This window comes from Anaerostipes rhamnosivorans, assembly GCF_005280655.1.
GTDB classification, from domain to species: Bacteria; Bacillota; Clostridia; order Lachnospirales; family Lachnospiraceae; genus Anaerostipes; species Anaerostipes rhamnosivorans.
On sequence record NZ_CP040058.1, the window covers coordinates 874,757 to 890,666 of the forward strand.

Consider the following 15,910-nt stretch of genomic DNA (forward strand, 5'->3'; position numbering starts at 1 on the left):
CGAGTATGACAGTACAAGAAGCATTGCAGAACATTCTACATGCTGTTTTAGGAAAGGATGTAAGACAAAGCATCCATGACGGTATTGATACAATCAACAAGGAAAGCAAGGCAGATATGGAGGCCAAGCAGGCAGTCATAGATATATATACAGGAAAACAGGACTTGCTAGACAAAAAATATGATAACTTACTTGAAGAAATGTCACAAGCGAACCCTTCTGTTGCAGAAGTAGTAGATGCAAGACTGGCTGGAGACAGTACGCAGTATGCGAACTTAAAAGATCGCCTTGATGCGATTTACCGGGGGACAGAGATAGATCTTGATAGGTACAATTCGATTTCAGAATATATAGTCGAGCACTTGAATGACTTAAATGAAGCGGATGGCATTTTAGAAAATCTTAAGACAGTAGATAAAAGCAGTCTCGTAGCTGCTATAAATACTCTCGTTATTCGTTGTACAGAATTACAATCGACGATCAGCGATGTAAATACGGCGCTGCAAAACAAAACCTCTGACACAGGCTGGAAACCAATCATTGGAACAAATGCGTGTGGAATATATACAAAAAAACCGGAGATCGGAACAAGTATCATGTATAGAAAGAAAAATGGAATTGTGCATGTTTACGGCAACTATGGGATTGATCGAACATATGCAGGGGGAAGTTCTGCTGAGAACACAAATGTAAAAATATGTACGTTGCCTGCGGGATTCCGACCGAAATACGACATATATCATATAAACTCTGCGACAGGCGCTACAGTAGGAAGATACCTCTTCGGGTTCGATGGGACCGTAAAACTAGAATGGCTGAGGAAAATGGAAGATGCAACAGCGATAAAAGGAAGCGTTAGCTGGGCAGCAATCGCATTTTCATTTCCAGAAGATTAAAATTAGAAAGGGGACAAACATGTTAGAAACTAAAAGAAGCATCACGCTTACAGGAGAGATCAAGGTCCCGGATTCCGACCGCACGGTGGTATATTTGAATGCCACTGTGGCAGAAGACGGCGAGGGAGACAACGTAACGCAGAACATCCAAGACAGCAAGCTTTATGAAGCAAACAAAGAAGCGGTGCGGCAGGAGATCGAAGAGTTTACGCAGCAGTTTTATGCAGCACAGGACGCAAGAGCAACAGAGACGACAGAGCAGCAGTAGAGGGCCGAAGGGCCTTTTTATTTTGCAGACATAAGGAGAGGGAAGTGCTACAAGAAATCTTAGCAATATGCGGAGGTATCAGTATCATCGGCGGGGCCGGGGCAGTGATCTATAAGGTCGTGCACCCGGCCTTTAAATTCAAGAACCGAGTGGAAAAGTTGGAGGATCACTCGGTCAAAGACTATAAAAGGCTGGTCAATCTGGAGGAGATGCAGAAGCAGCAGAATAAATGCCTTGCTGCTATGCTGAACCATCAGATCACCGGAAACGGAATTGACAACATGAAGAAAATCAGAGATGAACTTTTAGAGAGTATCATCGACAAGTAGAAAGGAAGGTACAAATATGAGAGATTGGAAAAAGTGGGGACGTGCAGCGGGGATCAGAGCAGTGAAGACTGTTGCACAGACGGCAGTAGCAACGATAGGGACCACGGCGGCGCTGTCTTCTGTTGACTGGCGCATGGTATTATCCACAGCAGCATTGGCTGGTGTTATTTCCTTGCTGACTTCTGTGGCCGGGATTCCGGAGGAGGAATAAAGATGGGTATTAAATGGAAGAAAGTATGGGCTGATAAGCGGAACTATGGTGGCAGACGGAATCTTAAGGATATAGAGTATATCGTTCTGCATTACACGGCAAATGACGGTGATACGGCAGAAAACAACGGGAAATACTTTAGGAATAACGTGGTAAAGGCGTCTGCACACTGCTTTGTAGATGATAATATAGTAGTAAAGTCTGTACCGCTACGCAATATAGCCTGGGCAGTGGGCGGCAAATATGATCTTTCCGGAGCAGCAGGAAAGTTTTACGGAAAATGCACAAATGCGAACAGTATTTCAATAGAGATGTGTGACACAATCAGAGATGGAAAGGTCACTGTTTCCACTAAAACAAAAGCTATGACCATTGACCTTGTTAAATATTATATGAAAAAATATGGTGTCCCTGCATCTCATGTGATCCGCCACTGGGACGTGAACGGAAAGGAATGTCCCGCATATTGGGCTGGTACAGACAATTCAGGCTGGAATAGTTTTAAAAAGGCAATCGGCGGGCAAGCAGCAACAAAGAAGTACACAGCAGTAAAAAAGGATTCCGGCAAAAATGCAATTCGCTGGCTCCAGGGAAAACTAAATGATCTTACATCCGGGGCAGATATTGCAACAGACGGCATCTGGGGGCCTGCAACGCAGAAGAAATTAGAACAGTACTGGAAACAGCTTGGCTGGAAGAAAGGCAGCTATGCAGGAAAGAAGACCTGCACGGCGCTGTATAAAAATCGGAAAAAATAGCAGAAGAAAAGCCCCGGATTGCTCCGGGGCTTTTTTAAATAGCAGAATTAAATGTGAATAGCATTATTTTATACTTTAAATCCCAATATGGGTCTGCCGTTTATTTTATTATACTTTTCTCGCCCTTTATTGTCAATTACCACTTGTTGTTTTTGTCTAACAACAAGTGTCCAAGGCACTGAGTAAAATCCCCGGTCCAAGAAAGGACATTTTGATGGAATACTGCGCCAGGGAAAATAAGATCTAAAACGAAAGGCGGCTGAACCGGGAATAATTCTATTTTATTTGGCAGTGTCGGCTTTGCGAGTTCAAGCATCAGTTGCCATATTTTTTTTGCTTGCATTTTATTAGAAGCACCTGCGGTGGCTAACACAATGTCATCACCGACTTTGATTGTTGCAATATAAGCGCCCGGTTCAGTTGTCAAAAGCATTGTTGCACCGTCGAGCAGCTCAATAGGATTTCCTTCATCCGTGTTTTTTATCAAGTTTGTTAGATATTCGATTGTTTCCTCTTGCACCTCTTCCGTGCATGATACTCTATTATGTTGAGTGTTTATCGTATAATGATTTATTTTCATATGTTTTTCCCCTTTTTTAAAGTTGAAGTCCGTCCAGAAAATCGTTATGCGATTCTCTTGCAAACTCATTCATTTCCTTTTCGGCTTTGAAGCCGTCTAATATGTCATTATATAATTCGTCTTCGATTTTTTCTTCCGTCAAAGGGGAAGGTCGATCGCCAGTCTCCTCGTCAATCCCTAAAATCTGGTCAAGACAAGCGTCTATATCTCTCAAAGCTCTTTCTCTATCGAAACCAAGTTCTACTACTTCATTTAATAAATCTATTGTTTTCTTCATTTTAACATCCTCCTTAATGTTTGTTTAACTCGTTCCCTTTACTGTAACTATAGTATACCCTATAATTAGGGTAGCGTCAAGCGAATCTAATAATATTTTATTTTTTCCTCATCCGTAGGGATGACTTCTATAATATCCCCTGGCTGTAGTTTACACATAATACATATTTTATTTAAAGTTTCTAAAGTAATGCTTTTCCCGGCTTTTATATTCGTCATAGTTTGTTTAGGTAAAAGCTTTTCCTTCTGTAACCTAGTCTGATTATATCCACACTTTTTTAATGTTTCTAAAACATCTATTTTGTAATTAATCATGTCGTTCCTCCTTTTTATTTTGATTATACAATATAGAAGAGAAAAAAACAACTAATATTAGGGTAAAAAGGTATTGACATAACCCTAATAGTAGGGTATACTGTAATTACAGTAAAGGAAACGAGTTAATAAGGAGGAAATGAAGATGAAGAAATACAATTTATCAAAAATTATGAAAAGAGCATGGGTGCTGGTAAAAAGATTTAAAGAAACCATTTCCTCCGCATTAAAAAAAGCATGGAGGGAAGCAAAGATGATAGCATTAAGAGGATCAGAAAAACAGGTTGCATGGGCGAACGATATAAGAAATAAAGGACTTGAAATCTGCGAAGAATACGACTTTTCTTTTGCAAAAGAAAAATTTCAGTCCGAAGATTCTGCAAAATGGTTTATCGATGGATGGAGAGGCCTCACTAGAAATGGGTATAAGTTTGACATGATAGCCAATTTAATGGAACTTAATATTCAGGAGGAAACTAGGATAATCAGAGAAAAGACCGGAAAACCGATTGGGCACAGGGAGCAGATGCAAATCCTCAACTCCTACAGCGAGAAATATCGCGATATAGATTCAGAAGTAGATCACAAGTTAGATAAATTATGGATGGATAGTCAATATTTATGGGGCGGAAGTATTTCCGGTAAGTAAAGGAGGGAACGAAAATGAGATTTATAGATCTAAATCAGGAAATCGAATCTAGGGAAAAGGCGATTGCCCGACAAATTAAGGATGCTGGTCTTACAAAGGAACAGCTTAGGCAAGCCAGTCGGTTTAATTATTTTTATGATAAGTATTTTATTAGAGATAAGGGAAGCGTAGACGAAGATATAAAGGCAAAAAATGTATTTTGGGATATCGCAGAATCACAAATGTCCGGCTTCGACTATAACGAAGCCATGAGGATTGAGCGTCAAAAAGATGTCTTGGATGTACTTAAAGAAGTGCAGAGAGACAAAGGATTTCTGATGTACGGAAATGGGGGATTGTGTGGTACCTATTATACATTTTCTTCGTGCCAATTTAAAAATAAAAAAGAAACAATAATCTATACGTGGGATGCAGACCTAGACTGGGTACAGGATATGGAAATAGAGAATTTTTTGGAAGATAACGAAGACCTCAAAGAAGATGAGGTTTTCCAAAAAATGCTTACAACTATTTGAGCATCCACCCGCCCCGGAGGTTACGAAGGCAGAGAGTTTGAAGATTAGAACTATCAGCGATTCAAGCAATATGATAAAATAGAAGAAAATGACGGAGGTAAGAAAGATGATTAATATAGTAGAGAAAGCAAAAGCGATGGATCAGTTTAATAACAATCTCCCTGATGTGAAAATAGGGGGGGCAATAACCCTGGCTGAGATCTGGGACGGCACAGGAGAAGTGCCGGAAGATTCCTGGAGCATACAGCTCACCGATTCGAATTGGATCAATTACTGTTTTGACGTAATAGAGAAAAATAGTGATCCTCTTAATACGGTTGTGAGGATCTCTGACATAGAATTATTATAAATAGTGTATAGGCCCGGCAGGTAGCCGGGCTTTTTTGTGCGCAAATATTTATATCTCTTTATGCAAATACTACTGGCAAAAATCAAAAAGGAGCTAAAAATATGGCAGTAGCGCATAAAGGAAGTATAAGCATGGGATTAGTGTTGATTCCAGTTGGATTGTATAAGTCCACCGTGGATAACGACATACATTTCAATCAACTTGACAAGGAAAGTGGCGCACGGATTAAGTATAAGAAGTATTGTAGTCACTGCGGAAAGGAAGTAATGCCGGACGATATAATCAAAGGATATGAGTACGAAAAAAATAAGTATGTCACTATGACAAACGATGAGATAGAAAAAATAAAGACCAAGAAGGACAAAACCATTCATATCATACAGTTTTCTAAGATGACAGAAATAGATATGATTTACTATGAGAAAGATTACTATGCTGTTCCCGAAGTTGGGGCTGAAAAAGCGTTTGAGTTATTAAGACAAGCACTACTTTCTCAAAAAAAAATAGCTCTGGCTAAAACCGTAATTGGTCAAAGTGAAAAACTGATTGTATTATATCCATTAAAAGACGGGCTTATAGCAAAGACGCTGTATTATGAAGATGAAATTGCAGAAATTCCTAAGAAGGTACCTAAAATGGCCTTAGACAAAAATGAGTTAGATATGGCCAAGATGCTAGTAGAAAACATGACCAAACCGTTCATTGCTGCTGAATATAAAGACGAGTATCAAGAAAGATTACGAAATGCGATAATGCAGAAGATCCAGGGCAATGATGTGCTGGCAGTAGAAGACAATGGAAATCCGGCTGGTAATGTTATAGATCTGATGGAGGCATTGCAGAAAAGTTTGGAGATGTCCGGCCCACATAAAAAGGCAGGAAATGAGTAATGGATATTTTCCAAGACAGATCAGCTTCTCCTATGTTAATAGCGCACCAGGGGGATCCTTTCGACAATCCAGACTGGATTTATGAACTTAAACTAGATGGTTTTCGCTGCCTCGCCTATATGGACAAAGGCGGAATAGATTTAAGGAATAAGAGAAACATGAGTATGTTGCCTAAGTTTCCGGAGCTTCAGTACGTTTATAAACAGGTTCGGGATCAATGTATATTAGACGGTGAGGTCGTAGTCATGAGGCAGGGAGTGCCAGACTTTTATGAATTACAAAGAAGAACTATGTTAACAGATCATTTCAAGATTCAGATGGCAGCAGAGAGATTTCCGGCTTCTTTCGTAGTATATGATTGCTTATACAGTGGAGGAAAAAGTTTATTAGAAGAATCCTTATTAGATCGAAAATTGGAAATAGAAAAGATGATTCCGGCAGAGACTAAACGGATGGCTATCTCGAGATATATTAGGAGCGAAGGAATACGATTATATGAAATTGCTGCCTCTCAGCAGTTAGAAGGTGTCGTTGCAAAGAATATAAATAGTTTATATCATATGGGGAAACGCTCTAAGGACTGGGTAAAGTTCAAACGCATGGCAGACGAGGACTTCGTTGTAGCAGGATATATAAGAAAAGCGCAGAATACTTACAGCATTATATTAGGGAAATATCAAAAAGGAATCTTATTGTACAAGGGACACGTTACGAGTGGCGTGACAAAGTATATTATAGAAGAATTAGTGCCGCAGGGAAAAAGCTCTATATCCATCTTTCCGGTCGGGTCTGGTAATGAAAATGCAGTCTGGGTAACCCCGGACCATGTTTGCATCGTGCAGTATATGCCTAATACAAAAGGGGCCTTGCGACAGCCTGTATTTAAGGGGTTCCGTACGGATGTAGACCCTAGAAATATAAAAGTCTAAAAGTGGCCCGGCAATCTGCCGGGCTTTTTATAAAAAATATGTTGCAATAGAATAAACGCTGTGGTATTATATAAAAAGTTGCGGAGCAAATGTTCCATTTTTGTTCCATTAAATTTTTATAGATGTCGAAAACAAGCCGTCCAGAGCGGTTTAGAGTATATGACTTTTAATCAAGTTGTCCGGGGTTCGAATCCCCGCACGCTCAGTTCCGTATGAGGAAGATCAGGGTAAAGATCTATTTCATATATTTTGCCAGAAAAGTAAAAAAGTTGTTGACATAAGATTTTTGCTGTGATATATTAATAAAGCTGTTGGGCTATCGCCAAGTGGTAAGGCACAGGATTCTGACTCCTGCATCCGCTGGTTCGAATCCAGCTAGCCCAGTTTTGAGTCCTGTTTCATCAGGATTTTTACAATCACATAATCAGGGTGTGTAGCTCAGGTGGTAGAGCACTTGACTTTTAATCAAGTTGTCCGGGGTTCGAATCCCCGCACGCTCATCGTAGGACTCCGTTTCTTTTGAAACGGAGTTTTTTCCATTCTATAGGAAAGTTCTGCGAACCTCCCTATAGAATAAAAAAGCCCTGCGGGCATTATGCACACAAATGCGTAAGGGGTTGGGGTGTTGAAGTGGGCTTGCCACTTTGTTTTTATCATAATACTTGGGAGGTATTCATATGAAAATTGACCGTCTGATCGGGATTATCACGCTGCTGCTCAGAAATGACAGAGTCACGGCACCTGAACTGGCTGAGAGATTTGAAGTATCCAGAAGGACCATCGGCAGGGACATCGATGCCATCTGCCAGGCAGGCATTCCCTTGATCACTGAACAGGGCTACGGAGGAGGGATCCGTATTGCGGAAGGTTATAAGCTGGACAGCACCGTACTCACGAAAGACGAACTGAGGGCGGTTTTAGATGGACTTCAGGGAATTGACAGTGTTTCCAGGACGTCGGTCACTCTGAGGCTCATGGAGAAACTGTCTGTACATGCGGAGGACACCGTTTTGTCAGAGGGAGCTGTTCTCATTGATCTGGCCTCCCACTATGAGGAATCCTTAAAAGAAAAGATAGAACTCATCAAGCAGGCAGTTTCCAGACAGCATACCGTCACCTTTTGTTATTATTACAGCAAGGGGGAGGAATATCGGGAGATCGAGCCGTATTTGCTTTTGTTTCAGTGGTCCTCCTGGTATGTGTATGGATATTGCAGAAAGAGGAAGGATTTCCGGATGTTTAAACTGAACAGGCTGTGGGAGCTTAAGGAGACACGGGAAAGCTATCAGGTGAGGGAACCGGGTGAGACAAAGAGGGATTTTCAGGAATACTTCAGACAGGATGCAGTCCGGTTAAAAGCGGTTTTTGAACAGGAAGTTAAGTACCGCCTTGTGGAGGAATATGGAGTGGACTGTTTTTCACAGGATGATCAGGGAAACCTGGTCTTTGAATGGGATTTTGTGAGTTATGACAACATGAAGCAGTGGGTCTTAAGCTTTGGGAGCCGGGTGACTGTTATGGAGCCAAAGTCCCTGGTGGACGATCTTGTGGCTGATCTAGAGAAAAACTTAAATAAATACAAAAGAACATGACATACAGATGTCCGGTTCCTGCTGATATACTGAGAATATTCAGAAATAAAGGAGGAACAGAGATGCTAAAAATGACAGCTGCAGGATTGTTTGTCACTGATATGGAGAAAATGGTTTCTTTTTACAGGGACGTTATGGGGATGGACACAGACTGGGACGCAAGTCCCAATGCAGAGCTTTCTTCGGGAGATATGCGTTTGATCATGTTCGGGCGGAATGATTTTGAGGATATGACTTCCCGCACATACAGCTATCCTGCCGGAATGAACGGAACGGTGGAACTGGCTTTTGACGTGCCCGTTTTTGAGGATGTGGACACAGAATTTAAAAGAGTGGTGGAGGCGGGAGCAAAGCCGGTTCTTTCGCCGGTGACCGAACCTTGGGGACAGCGGACAAGCTATGTGGCAGATCCGGAAGGAAACCTGATCGAGATCGGTTCGTTCGGCAGACAGGGGCCAGAATCTTAAAAAAGTGTATTGACAAATACAATAATACCGTGTAATATTTCAAATAACCTAGAAGCAAGATAGGAAATTAAAACAAGGAGTTACCGCTATGAATTTTATCAAGACATATGAAAATCTCATGATGGATATGATGGGTATGGAAATGCAGATGCAGAGCATGTGCAGTTCTTTTGCGTACAATCAAATACCGGAACATCATATTTGTATGGATATTTCTTAAATGCCGATAAAAAAGCATAACGGATCAGTGATAGAGGAGACCATGCATGGTCTTCTTTTTTTTGTTCCATAGGAAAGTTCTGCAAACCTCCCTATGGAACAAAAAAGCCCTGCGGGCACTATGCACACAAATGCGTGAGGAAACTATTTGACTACGTCAAATCGCATTTGGCGCGCAAAGTTGCCAAGCCCCTCAAAGAGTGAGGGGTTGGGGAGATGAAGTGGGCTTGCCCACTTTGTTCTTGAATTTTGTCCTTGTAATTTTTTTAGGAAGTCTGAACGGCCGCAGATCTTCTGAATATTTGCTGATGGGGATTTCATATTGAGAAAAGGAAATGTTATTTACATAAAAATGGAGGAACGTATTATGAAAAAATCGTTGAAAAAGTTGACAGGAATCGTTATGATTGGAGTATTGGCATTAAGTGCATTGACTGGATGCGGAAGTAAAAATACCAGCGCCGCAAAGGATATTACCATCGGTGTCTGCGCAGGACCGTATGGAGACATGGTAAAGAAAGCTATTGCTCCTTCATTGGAGAAAAAGGGATACCATGTGTCCGTCAGGGAATTCAGCGACTATGTCCTTCCGGACCAGGCTCTGGCTAACGGAGAGATTGATGCGAACTTAATGCAGCACACTGCGTATTTAGAGAAATTTGCGGCTGACAACAATTTAAAGATCAGCAAAGTGATTGCTGTTCCCACAGCTGGAGCCGGAATATTTTCAGACAGCTTGAAATCCCTGAAAGAATTAAAAAAGGGAGACAAGGTCGGGATTCCTAATGATCCTTCCAATCTGGCCAGAGCACTGGGAATTTTGAGCCAGGAAAAAGTTATTACTTTAAAAAAAGGAATCGATCAGACCAAAGCTTCAGAAAAAGACATAGCCCAAAATCCAAAGAATTTAAAGTTTGTTACACTGGACGCGGCTCAGATTTCCAGGAGTCTGGACAGCCTTGCCATAGGAGTGGTGCCTGGGAACTATGCATATGCCGCTGACCTGGATTTTTCCAAGGCATTGGCTGTGGAAAAGCTGGCAGAACAATACAAAAATGTTATTGCAGTAAAAACTGAGGACGTGAAAGGCCGCCTTGGCAAAGACCTGAAAGAAGCAGTGGAGTCTGAGGAGTTTTATCAAGCAGTGGCAGATCAAAAAAGCAGCTTCCGTTCCTTCCAGAAACCGGACTGGTGGACAGAAAAATACGGAGAAAAATAAACGAAAAGAGAAAGGTGAGAGACTGTGATTGAATTAAAGAATATTGGAGTAACATTTCAGCAGAATAAGCAGGATTTTCAGGCGGTTAAGAATGTAAACCTGACCATTGAGAAGGGAGAGATCTTTGGTATCGTAGGGCCCAGCGGTGCAGGAAAGAGTACACTGGTCAGAGTGATCAACCTTCTTCAGCCGCCTACAAGCGGCCAGGTGCTGATCGAGGGGAACGAGATCACTTCTTTAAAAAGAAAAGAACTGAGTAAGGTCCGGCTGGACATCGGAATGATCTTCCAGCACTTTAATTTGATCAGCGGTTCTACCATCGCCGAGAATGTGGCGTTTGCCCTTCATGCCAACCATTATCCAAAAGACAAGATCCAGGCAAGGGTCAGAGAGCTTCTCGAGATGGTACATCTTCCAGAAAAGGCAGATTCCTATCCGGCAAACTTAAGCGGCGGGCAGAAACAGAGAGTGGCGATCGCAAGAGCGCTGGCCAATGATCCGAAGATTCTGCTTTGTGATGAGGCTACGTCCGCACTGGATCTGGAAAACACAGAAGAGATTGTGGCACTTCTGAAAGAGATCAATGAAAAATACAATATTACCATTGTGTTCATCACACATGAAATGGAAGTTGCCAAAAAGCTGTTTGACAGGATCGCATTTATGGAAAATGGTGAGATCAAAGAGGTTCGTGACATTTATTCAGCATTTGCGGAGCCTAGAGAAGAGATCACCAGGAGTCTTGTGGAGAGGGTACTCAATGTACATGTCCCGGAAGAGGTGAAGCTCTCAGAGGATGAAGAATTGGTGAAGCTCTGCTACACAGGTGAAAAAGCCTATGCATCTGTCATCAGCCAGGTTTCCAAACAATATGATGTTGTGATTGACATCATCAATGGAAAGATTGACTATATTCATAAAAAACCGCTGGGCGTGTTAATCGTGATCCTGAGAGGAAAAAAGGACGAGCGAAAAAAAGCCCTTCATTATATGAGAGAAAATGTTTACCGCTTAGAAGAGATAGAGGGAGGACGATAAGATGAAGGAAACAATGGAGATCATTAAGTTGGAATTTGGAAACGCAACCATAGAGACCATCCAGATGGTCCTGATCGCGATGCTGGCAGCCGTGGTATTTGGTATGCTGATCGGTCTGGTGCTGCATTTGACCGCAAATCCCTTGTTTTATCAAAACCGGACTGTCAATGCTATAGCCGGCACCATCGTTAATATTATCCGTTCCATGCCGTTTATCATCCTTCTTGTAGTGCTGCTCCCGCTGACCAGGATCTTGGTGGGAACCAGCATCGGCGCAACGGCAGCGGCAGTACCTTTGTCTATTGCGTCCGTTGCATTTTATGCAAGACTTGTGGAAGGCTCTTTCAGCGAAGTAGACAAGGGAGTTGTGGAGGCAGCCGTGGCTACAGGGGCGAGTGTGTGGCTGATTATCCGGAAAGTTTTATTTGTGGAAGCTCTTCCAAGCCTGATCCGCGGGCTGACTGTGACTTTTGTCAGCATCATCGGATACTCTGCCATGGCAGGAAGTGTCGGAGGAGGCGGGATCGGTGACCTGGCTATCCGGTACGGCTATAACCGTTATGAGACTGGAGTCCTGACCTTTACGGTAATCGTGTTGATCATCATTGTCCAGCTTGGACAGTGGCTTGGAGATAAGGTGGCGTTAAAATTTACGAAACGGTAGGTGATAACTTTGGACGGACTGAATTGTGTGATACCCGACAGTGAGCGGGTCATCTTTGACAGTAATATAGAAGAGAAATATTTATCGGACACTCTGGGCAGACTGAGAGGAAGGGCAGAAGCTCTTGTTTTTCCTGAGTCAACCAAAGAGGTCAGCGATATTATGAAATATGCGTTTGAACACGGAATCCCTGTGACTCCCAGAGGTGCAGGGACCAACCTGGTAGGCTCCACGGTTCCGGCAGACGGAGGGATCGTTCTGGATCTGTCCCGGATGAACCGGGTGCTGGAGATCGACAAGGAGACTTTTACGGCAACCGTCGAGCCAGGCGTCGTGCTGGAGGATTTTCAGAAATTAGTGGAATCCGAGGGTTTGTTCTATCCGCCGGATCCAGGGGAGAAGACTGCCACCATTGGAGGAAACATCAGCACCAACGCAGGCGGCATGCGCGCTGTGAAATACGGTGTCACGAGAGATTATGTGCGTGGGCTGGAAGTGGTTCTTGCTGATGGCAGCGTGGCTGAACTGGGTGGAAAGGTAGTAAAGGATAGCTCTGGGTTGTCTTTGAAGCATCTGATGATTGGTTCCGAGGGAACCCTGGGGATCATCACGAAGGCCATTGTAAAACTTACGGTGAAGCCTCAGACATCACTGAGTGTCCTGCTTCCATTTGATGATTTACATACAGGCATCCGGGCCGTCTTAAACGTGATCCGGGGAAATCTTGACCCTACGGCGATTGAATTTGTGGAAAAAAAGGTGGTCAATCTGGGAGAAGAGTATGTCGGCCTTTCCTTCCCTTATAAAGATGCACAGGCTTATATTCTTCTGACATTTGACGGGGATGATACGGAAGAGATCTATAAGCGGGTGGAGAAGCTTAAGGCAGTGGCAGAAGAGAGCGGTGCCAAGGATGTGCTTCTGCTTGAGGACCAGAAGACGATTGACGCAGTGTGGAAGATCCGAGGTGCTCTTGTGAAGGCCGTTGAGGCAAAATCAGAGCAGGAACCGGTGGATATTGTAGTCCCTATTAATAAATCAGCAGAATTTATTGAATATATCAACCGGCTGGAGCAGGAAACTGGAGTGCAGATGGTCAGCTTTGGCCATGCGGGGGACGGCAACGTCCATCTGTGCGTGGTCCGGGGAAGCCGCACACAGGAGCAGTGGGAGGAAGACCGCAGAAAGGTGCTTGCTTTTGCCTATGATAAGAGCAGTGAACTGGGCGGTCTGACATCCGGCGAGCACGGTATCGGTCTCAGCAAAAAGAAGTATCTGAAAAAAGCGACGGATCCTTTAAATCTTCAGATGATGAAGCAGGTGAAACTTTCATTGGACCCCAAAAATATATTGAATGCAAATAAAATATTTGATTAAGAGTTTTTGTCCATTATCTCCAGTCGGCACTGGAAGGGCCTCACTCTAATAATGGACATAAACTATTGTAGGATTGCAAACATTGTAAACGGCAGGCATAAGATTATTTATAAATTTTACAAAATTTTGTTAAGGTATATTTTCCTTTTCATTGGAAACACTAGTGGTATCAAATAATTATTCCAAAGGAAAAGGAGAGTTCATAATGAAAAAGAAATGTTGGATGCTTACAATGGTTGCAGTTCTCACATTAAGTGTTGCTGCAATGTTTACAGGATGCTCAAACAAGAATGATGCAACAACCACAGAGACTACAGGAGAAGGCGCTTCTACAACAGCAACAAACAATGACCTGGGAGATGATGTGGAAGACGCAGCTGATGATGTGGCTGATGGCGCAAAAGACCTGGCAGATGATGTAGCCAATGGTTTTGACAATTACGACGATGCCCATGACTATCTGATTAATAAACTCGGATCTGACGGAGACGGACAGTACGAAGTGAGAAATAAAGATAAAGATGTTTCCGAATACAGAAGCGGTGCAAAAGGATATCATTTTGAGATTTATGACACATCCAAAGATTCCGGAAAAAAATACGGAGATTTCTACGTTGATAAAAACAACGGAAAAATCTATAAGAAAAATACTGAGACTAAAAAAGTAGAAGAATATAAAATGAACAAATAAATAACTTAAGAAATGTCTGACGGTCTGGTTTTGATTGATTCAAAAACCGGACCGTCAGTTTTTTTGAGACCGTTTCAAGTATGTTGCATTTGTCATAATTCTTTTGTTAGATTACCTTTTTTGGCAGAGCCCCTTCTTCGGCAGACGTTACGTCCGTTTTTCCAGAATATTTAGGAAAAGATCAGCAACTGGCAGTTCATTTGTTTTTATTATATAATGAAAATCAAAAAACAGTCAAAAAGGAGACCCTGATGAAGTACAGTGAACTAAAAGCAATCATGATAGAAATGTTTGATGAATCGAAATTAGAGATGTTTCCTCAGGAGTGGGGATTTTATAATGAAATTGACAGGGATATCAAGTGTATTGGATATGCCACAAACCTTACTCAGGAGATCATAGAAAAGGCCAGTCGGGAGGATGTGGATTTTCTGATCACCCATCACGATTCCTGGGAATTTATTTACGGCCTGAAAGAATGCTGTAATGATCTGCTGGACAGCGGCAGGATTACCCATGCATACTTTCATGCACCGCTGGATGACGCTGAGTTTGGCACAAGTGCTTCGCTGGCAAAGGCTCTTGGAATCAAGAATCTTAAAAAGGTGATGCCGTATGCAGAAGTGTACTATGGCGGGGTCGCAGGTGACTCAGATCCCGTTAGTTTTGAGTTGTTTACAAAAAGGCTGGAGGAGATTTTACAGGAGAAAGTCCGCTCTTATCAAAACCATAAAAAGCCTGTGAAGAAAGCAGCGGTCGCTGCAGGCGGAGGCAATATGACGAACGAAATGAGGATTGCGGCAGAGGCGGGATGCGATACATACGTGACAGGCGAATATGTCTTGTATTCACAGCAGTACGCACAGCATGTGGGAATGAATCTGCTTGTGGGAAGCCATACAAACACAGAAATACTGGGAGTGGAATCACTGGTTCGCAGGATCACCAAAGGTACGGATATCCGTCTTGTGAGAATAAAAGAACCAAATTATTAAAAGGGTCTTCCAAAGATCGGTCAATGGATATATGCTGGATTTGTCGGACGAAACGGTCAATGGAGGAAAATGAATGAAGGATAAATTTTACCAGCTTCCCCAGGATAAGCGGGAACGGATGATAGAAGCCGGTTATCGGGTGTTTGCAAAAAATGAATATAAAAGGGCATCCATGTCAGCCATCGCAGATGCGGCGGGAATATCAAAATCTCTTTTGTTTTACTATTTTACCAACAAAAAAGAATTATATTTATTTCTGGTCAGCAATGCCCTGTGTCTGACACAAGAGGCCGCCAGACAATACGGGGTATTGGAAACCAATGACTTTTTTGAAATGCTTTGTCGCAATCTTAAGGCAAAATGTTCTCTTTCAGTGAAATATCCGTATATATCGGTATTTTCGCTGAAAGCCTATTATGAACAAAATCCTGAAGTACAAAAGGATGTAAGCAGGCTCATTGACAAAGAAAATCAAATGGGACAGCAGGAGTTCCTGGATTCCATGGATCACAGTCTTTTCCGGGAAGAGATTGATGTAAAGATGATGGTTCAGGAGATCACACTGGCCTGCGAGGGTTATTTATACCGCAGATATCATGAAGGTCAGCTGGACTTTGAGCAGGTAGAAAAAGACTTTAAAGAGTTGATAACTCATTGGAAAAGCATATATCGAAAGAGGTGAT

23 protein-coding genes and 2 tRNA genes are annotated in these 15,910 nt (G+C 42.4%); 22 read left to right on the forward strand and 3 right to left on the reverse strand.

Annotated features, from left to right (window positions below):
• Positions 1-5 precede the first annotated feature (5 nt).
• The 5 genes from AR1Y2_RS17710 to AR1Y2_RS04290 are packed head-to-tail and all read left to right on the forward strand — an operon-like array spanning position 6 to position 2,462.
• Complete coding sequence (locus tag AR1Y2_RS17710) at positions 6-896, forward strand: hypothetical protein (RefSeq protein ID WP_175403584.1); 891 nt, start codon at positions 6-8, stop codon at positions 894-896.
• Between the two features lie 19 nt (positions 897-915).
• A complete protein-coding gene (locus AR1Y2_RS04275) occupies positions 916-1,164 on the forward strand; it encodes a hypothetical protein (RefSeq protein ID WP_137327861.1) in 249 nt (82 codons plus the stop codon).
• Positions 1,165-1,208: 44 nt separating this feature from the next.
• On the forward strand, positions 1,209-1,493 hold the full coding sequence (locus tag AR1Y2_RS04280; RefSeq protein WP_137327862.1) for a CTP synthase: 285 nt from the start codon (positions 1,209-1,211) through the stop codon (positions 1,491-1,493).
• A gap of 16 nt (positions 1,494-1,509) precedes the next feature.
• Positions 1,510-1,704, forward strand: a complete 195-nt coding sequence (locus tag AR1Y2_RS04285; RefSeq protein ID WP_137327863.1) for a holin — start codon at positions 1,510-1,512, stop codon at positions 1,702-1,704.
• A 2-nt stretch (positions 1,705-1,706) separates the two neighbouring features.
• Entirely contained in the window at positions 1,707-2,462 is a 756-nt protein-coding gene (locus AR1Y2_RS04290; RefSeq protein WP_137327864.1) for an N-acetylmuramoyl-L-alanine amidase, read from the forward strand.
• 136 nt (positions 2,463-2,598) lie between these two features.
• Here AR1Y2_RS04290 and AR1Y2_RS04295 read toward each other — a convergent pair whose 3' ends face one another.
• The 3 genes from AR1Y2_RS04295 to AR1Y2_RS04305 form a co-directional block, all read right to left on the reverse strand.
• Positions 2,599-3,042, reverse strand: coding sequence for a hypothetical protein (locus AR1Y2_RS04295; RefSeq protein ID WP_137327865.1), 444 nt, complete (start codon positions 3,040-3,042; stop codon positions 2,599-2,601).
• Positions 3,043-3,058: 16 nt separating this feature from the next.
• The gene (locus AR1Y2_RS04300; RefSeq protein WP_137327866.1) at positions 3,059-3,319 is read right to left on the reverse strand and encodes a hypothetical protein; all 261 of its coding nucleotides are present in this window, start codon (positions 3,317-3,319) and stop codon (positions 3,059-3,061) included.
• A gap of 86 nt (positions 3,320-3,405) precedes the next feature.
• On the reverse strand, positions 3,406-3,633 hold the full coding sequence (locus AR1Y2_RS04305) for a helix-turn-helix domain-containing protein (protein ID WP_137327867.1): 228 nt from the start codon (positions 3,631-3,633) through the stop codon (positions 3,406-3,408).
• Positions 3,634-3,778: 145 nt separating this feature from the next.
• Here AR1Y2_RS04305 and AR1Y2_RS04310 point away from each other — a divergent pair, with 145 nt between their 5' ends.
• From AR1Y2_RS04310 to AR1Y2_RS04385, 17 genes are all read left to right on the forward strand, one after another.
• On the forward strand, positions 3,779-4,282 hold the full coding sequence (locus tag AR1Y2_RS04310; protein WP_137327868.1) for a hypothetical protein: 504 nt from the start codon (positions 3,779-3,781) through the stop codon (positions 4,280-4,282).
• 14 nt (positions 4,283-4,296) lie between these two features.
• Entirely contained in the window at positions 4,297-4,797 is a 501-nt protein-coding gene (locus AR1Y2_RS04315) for a hypothetical protein (RefSeq protein ID WP_137327869.1), read from the forward strand.
• Positions 4,798-4,903: 106 nt separating this feature from the next.
• Positions 4,904-5,146, forward strand: a complete 243-nt coding sequence (locus AR1Y2_RS04320; RefSeq protein ID WP_137327870.1) for a hypothetical protein — start codon at positions 4,904-4,906, stop codon at positions 5,144-5,146.
• 101 nt (positions 5,147-5,247) lie between these two features.
• The gene (ku, locus tag AR1Y2_RS04325; protein ID WP_137327871.1) at positions 5,248-6,036 is read left to right on the forward strand and encodes a non-homologous end joining protein Ku; all 789 of its coding nucleotides are present in this window, start codon (positions 5,248-5,250) and stop codon (positions 6,034-6,036) included.
• Positions 6,036-6,965 carry an ATP-dependent DNA ligase gene (locus tag AR1Y2_RS04330; RefSeq protein ID WP_137327872.1) on the forward strand — a complete coding sequence of 310 codons (930 nt, stop codon included), beginning with the start codon at positions 6,036-6,038 and terminating at the stop codon, positions 6,963-6,965. Before ku ends, AR1Y2_RS04330 begins: the two co-directional genes overlap by 1 nt.
• A 312-nt stretch (positions 6,966-7,277) precedes the next feature.
• A tRNA-Gln gene (locus AR1Y2_RS04335) sits at positions 7,278-7,349 on the forward strand.
• A 43-nt stretch (positions 7,350-7,392) separates the two neighbouring features.
• A tRNA-Lys gene (locus tag AR1Y2_RS04340) sits at positions 7,393-7,465 on the forward strand.
• Positions 7,466-7,642: 177 nt separating this feature from the next.
• Positions 7,643-8,557 carry a helix-turn-helix transcriptional regulator gene (locus AR1Y2_RS04345; RefSeq protein ID WP_137327873.1) on the forward strand — a complete coding sequence of 305 codons (915 nt, stop codon included), beginning with the start codon at positions 7,643-7,645 and terminating at the stop codon, positions 8,555-8,557.
• Positions 8,558-8,619: 62 nt separating this feature from the next.
• Positions 8,620-9,024 carry a VOC family protein gene (locus AR1Y2_RS04350; RefSeq protein WP_137327874.1) on the forward strand — a complete coding sequence of 135 codons (405 nt, stop codon included), beginning with the start codon at positions 8,620-8,622 and terminating at the stop codon, positions 9,022-9,024.
• An 88-nt stretch (positions 9,025-9,112) separates the two neighbouring features.
• Entirely contained in the window at positions 9,113-9,244 is a 132-nt protein-coding gene (locus tag AR1Y2_RS18150; RefSeq protein ID WP_282432134.1) for a hypothetical protein, read from the forward strand.
• 366 nt (positions 9,245-9,610) lie between these two features.
• Entirely contained in the window at positions 9,611-10,462 is an 852-nt protein-coding gene (locus AR1Y2_RS04355; RefSeq protein WP_137327875.1) for a MetQ/NlpA family ABC transporter substrate-binding protein, read from the forward strand.
• A gap of 24 nt (positions 10,463-10,486) precedes the next feature.
• A complete protein-coding gene (locus tag AR1Y2_RS04360; RefSeq protein ID WP_137327876.1) occupies positions 10,487-11,500 on the forward strand; it encodes a methionine ABC transporter ATP-binding protein in 1,014 nt (337 codons plus the stop codon).
• A 1-nt stretch (position 11,501) separates the two neighbouring features.
• Positions 11,502-12,164: a methionine ABC transporter permease gene (locus tag AR1Y2_RS04365; RefSeq protein WP_137327877.1), complete on the forward strand. Its 663-nt coding sequence runs from the start codon at positions 11,502-11,504 to the stop codon at positions 12,162-12,164.
• Positions 12,165-13,541, forward strand: coding sequence for an FAD-binding oxidoreductase (locus AR1Y2_RS04370; protein ID WP_408608825.1), 1,377 nt, complete (start codon positions 12,165-12,167; stop codon positions 13,539-13,541).
• A 205-nt stretch (positions 13,542-13,746) separates the two neighbouring features.
• On the forward strand, positions 13,747-14,232 hold the full coding sequence (locus AR1Y2_RS04375; RefSeq protein ID WP_137327878.1) for a ubiquinone biosynthesis protein: 486 nt from the start codon (positions 13,747-13,749) through the stop codon (positions 14,230-14,232).
• A 251-nt stretch (positions 14,233-14,483) separates the two neighbouring features.
• Positions 14,484-15,227 (forward strand): Nif3-like dinuclear metal center hexameric protein, encoded by a 744-nt coding sequence (locus AR1Y2_RS04380; RefSeq protein ID WP_137327879.1) that lies wholly within the window; start codon positions 14,484-14,486, stop codon positions 15,225-15,227.
• Between the two features lie 73 nt (positions 15,228-15,300).
• A complete protein-coding gene (locus tag AR1Y2_RS04385; RefSeq protein WP_137327880.1) occupies positions 15,301-15,909 on the forward strand; it encodes a TetR/AcrR family transcriptional regulator in 609 nt (202 codons plus the stop codon).
• Position 15,910: the final 1 nt, after the last annotated feature.

Coding starts and splice junctions, on each gene's coding strand:
- AR1Y2_RS17710 (WP_175403584.1), top strand. CDS start 6: ATGACAGTACAAGAAGCATTGCAGAACATTCTACATGCTGTTTTAGGA.
- AR1Y2_RS04275 (WP_137327861.1), top strand. CDS start 916: ATGTTAGAAACTAAAAGAAGCATCACGCTTACAGGAGAGATCAAGGTC.
- AR1Y2_RS04285 (WP_137327863.1), top strand. CDS start 1,510: ATGAGAGATTGGAAAAAGTGGGGACGTGCAGCGGGGATCAGAGCAGTG.
- AR1Y2_RS04290 (WP_137327864.1), top strand. CDS start 1,707: ATGGGTATTAAATGGAAGAAAGTATGGGCTGATAAGCGGAACTATGGT.
- AR1Y2_RS04295 (WP_137327865.1), bottom strand. CDS start 3,042: ATGAAAATAAATCATTATACGATAAACACTCAACATAATAGAGTATCA.
- AR1Y2_RS04300 (WP_137327866.1), bottom strand. CDS start 3,319: ATGAAGAAAACAATAGATTTATTAAATGAAGTAGTAGAACTTGGTTTC.
- AR1Y2_RS04305 (WP_137327867.1), bottom strand. CDS start 3,633: ATGATTAATTACAAAATAGATGTTTTAGAAACATTAAAAAAGTGTGGA.
- AR1Y2_RS04310 (WP_137327868.1), top strand. CDS start 3,779: ATGAAGAAATACAATTTATCAAAAATTATGAAAAGAGCATGGGTGCTG.
- AR1Y2_RS04315 (WP_137327869.1), top strand. CDS start 4,297: ATGAGATTTATAGATCTAAATCAGGAAATCGAATCTAGGGAAAAGGCG.
- AR1Y2_RS04320 (WP_137327870.1), top strand. CDS start 4,904: ATGATTAATATAGTAGAGAAAGCAAAAGCGATGGATCAGTTTAATAAC.
- ku (WP_137327871.1), top strand. CDS start 5,248: ATGGCAGTAGCGCATAAAGGAAGTATAAGCATGGGATTAGTGTTGATT.
- AR1Y2_RS04330 (WP_137327872.1), top strand. CDS start 6,036: ATGGATATTTTCCAAGACAGATCAGCTTCTCCTATGTTAATAGCGCAC.
- AR1Y2_RS04345 (WP_137327873.1), top strand. CDS start 7,643: ATGAAAATTGACCGTCTGATCGGGATTATCACGCTGCTGCTCAGAAAT.
- AR1Y2_RS04350 (WP_137327874.1), top strand. CDS start 8,620: ATGCTAAAAATGACAGCTGCAGGATTGTTTGTCACTGATATGGAGAAA.
- AR1Y2_RS18150 (WP_282432134.1), top strand. CDS start 9,113: ATGAATTTTATCAAGACATATGAAAATCTCATGATGGATATGATGGGT.
- AR1Y2_RS04355 (WP_137327875.1), top strand. CDS start 9,611: ATGAAAAAATCGTTGAAAAAGTTGACAGGAATCGTTATGATTGGAGTA.
- AR1Y2_RS04365 (WP_137327877.1), top strand. CDS start 11,502: ATGAAGGAAACAATGGAGATCATTAAGTTGGAATTTGGAAACGCAACC.
- AR1Y2_RS04375 (WP_137327878.1), top strand. CDS start 13,747: ATGAAAAAGAAATGTTGGATGCTTACAATGGTTGCAGTTCTCACATTA.
- AR1Y2_RS04380 (WP_137327879.1), top strand. CDS start 14,484: ATGAAGTACAGTGAACTAAAAGCAATCATGATAGAAATGTTTGATGAA.
- AR1Y2_RS04385 (WP_137327880.1), top strand. CDS start 15,301: ATGAAGGATAAATTTTACCAGCTTCCCCAGGATAAGCGGGAACGGATG.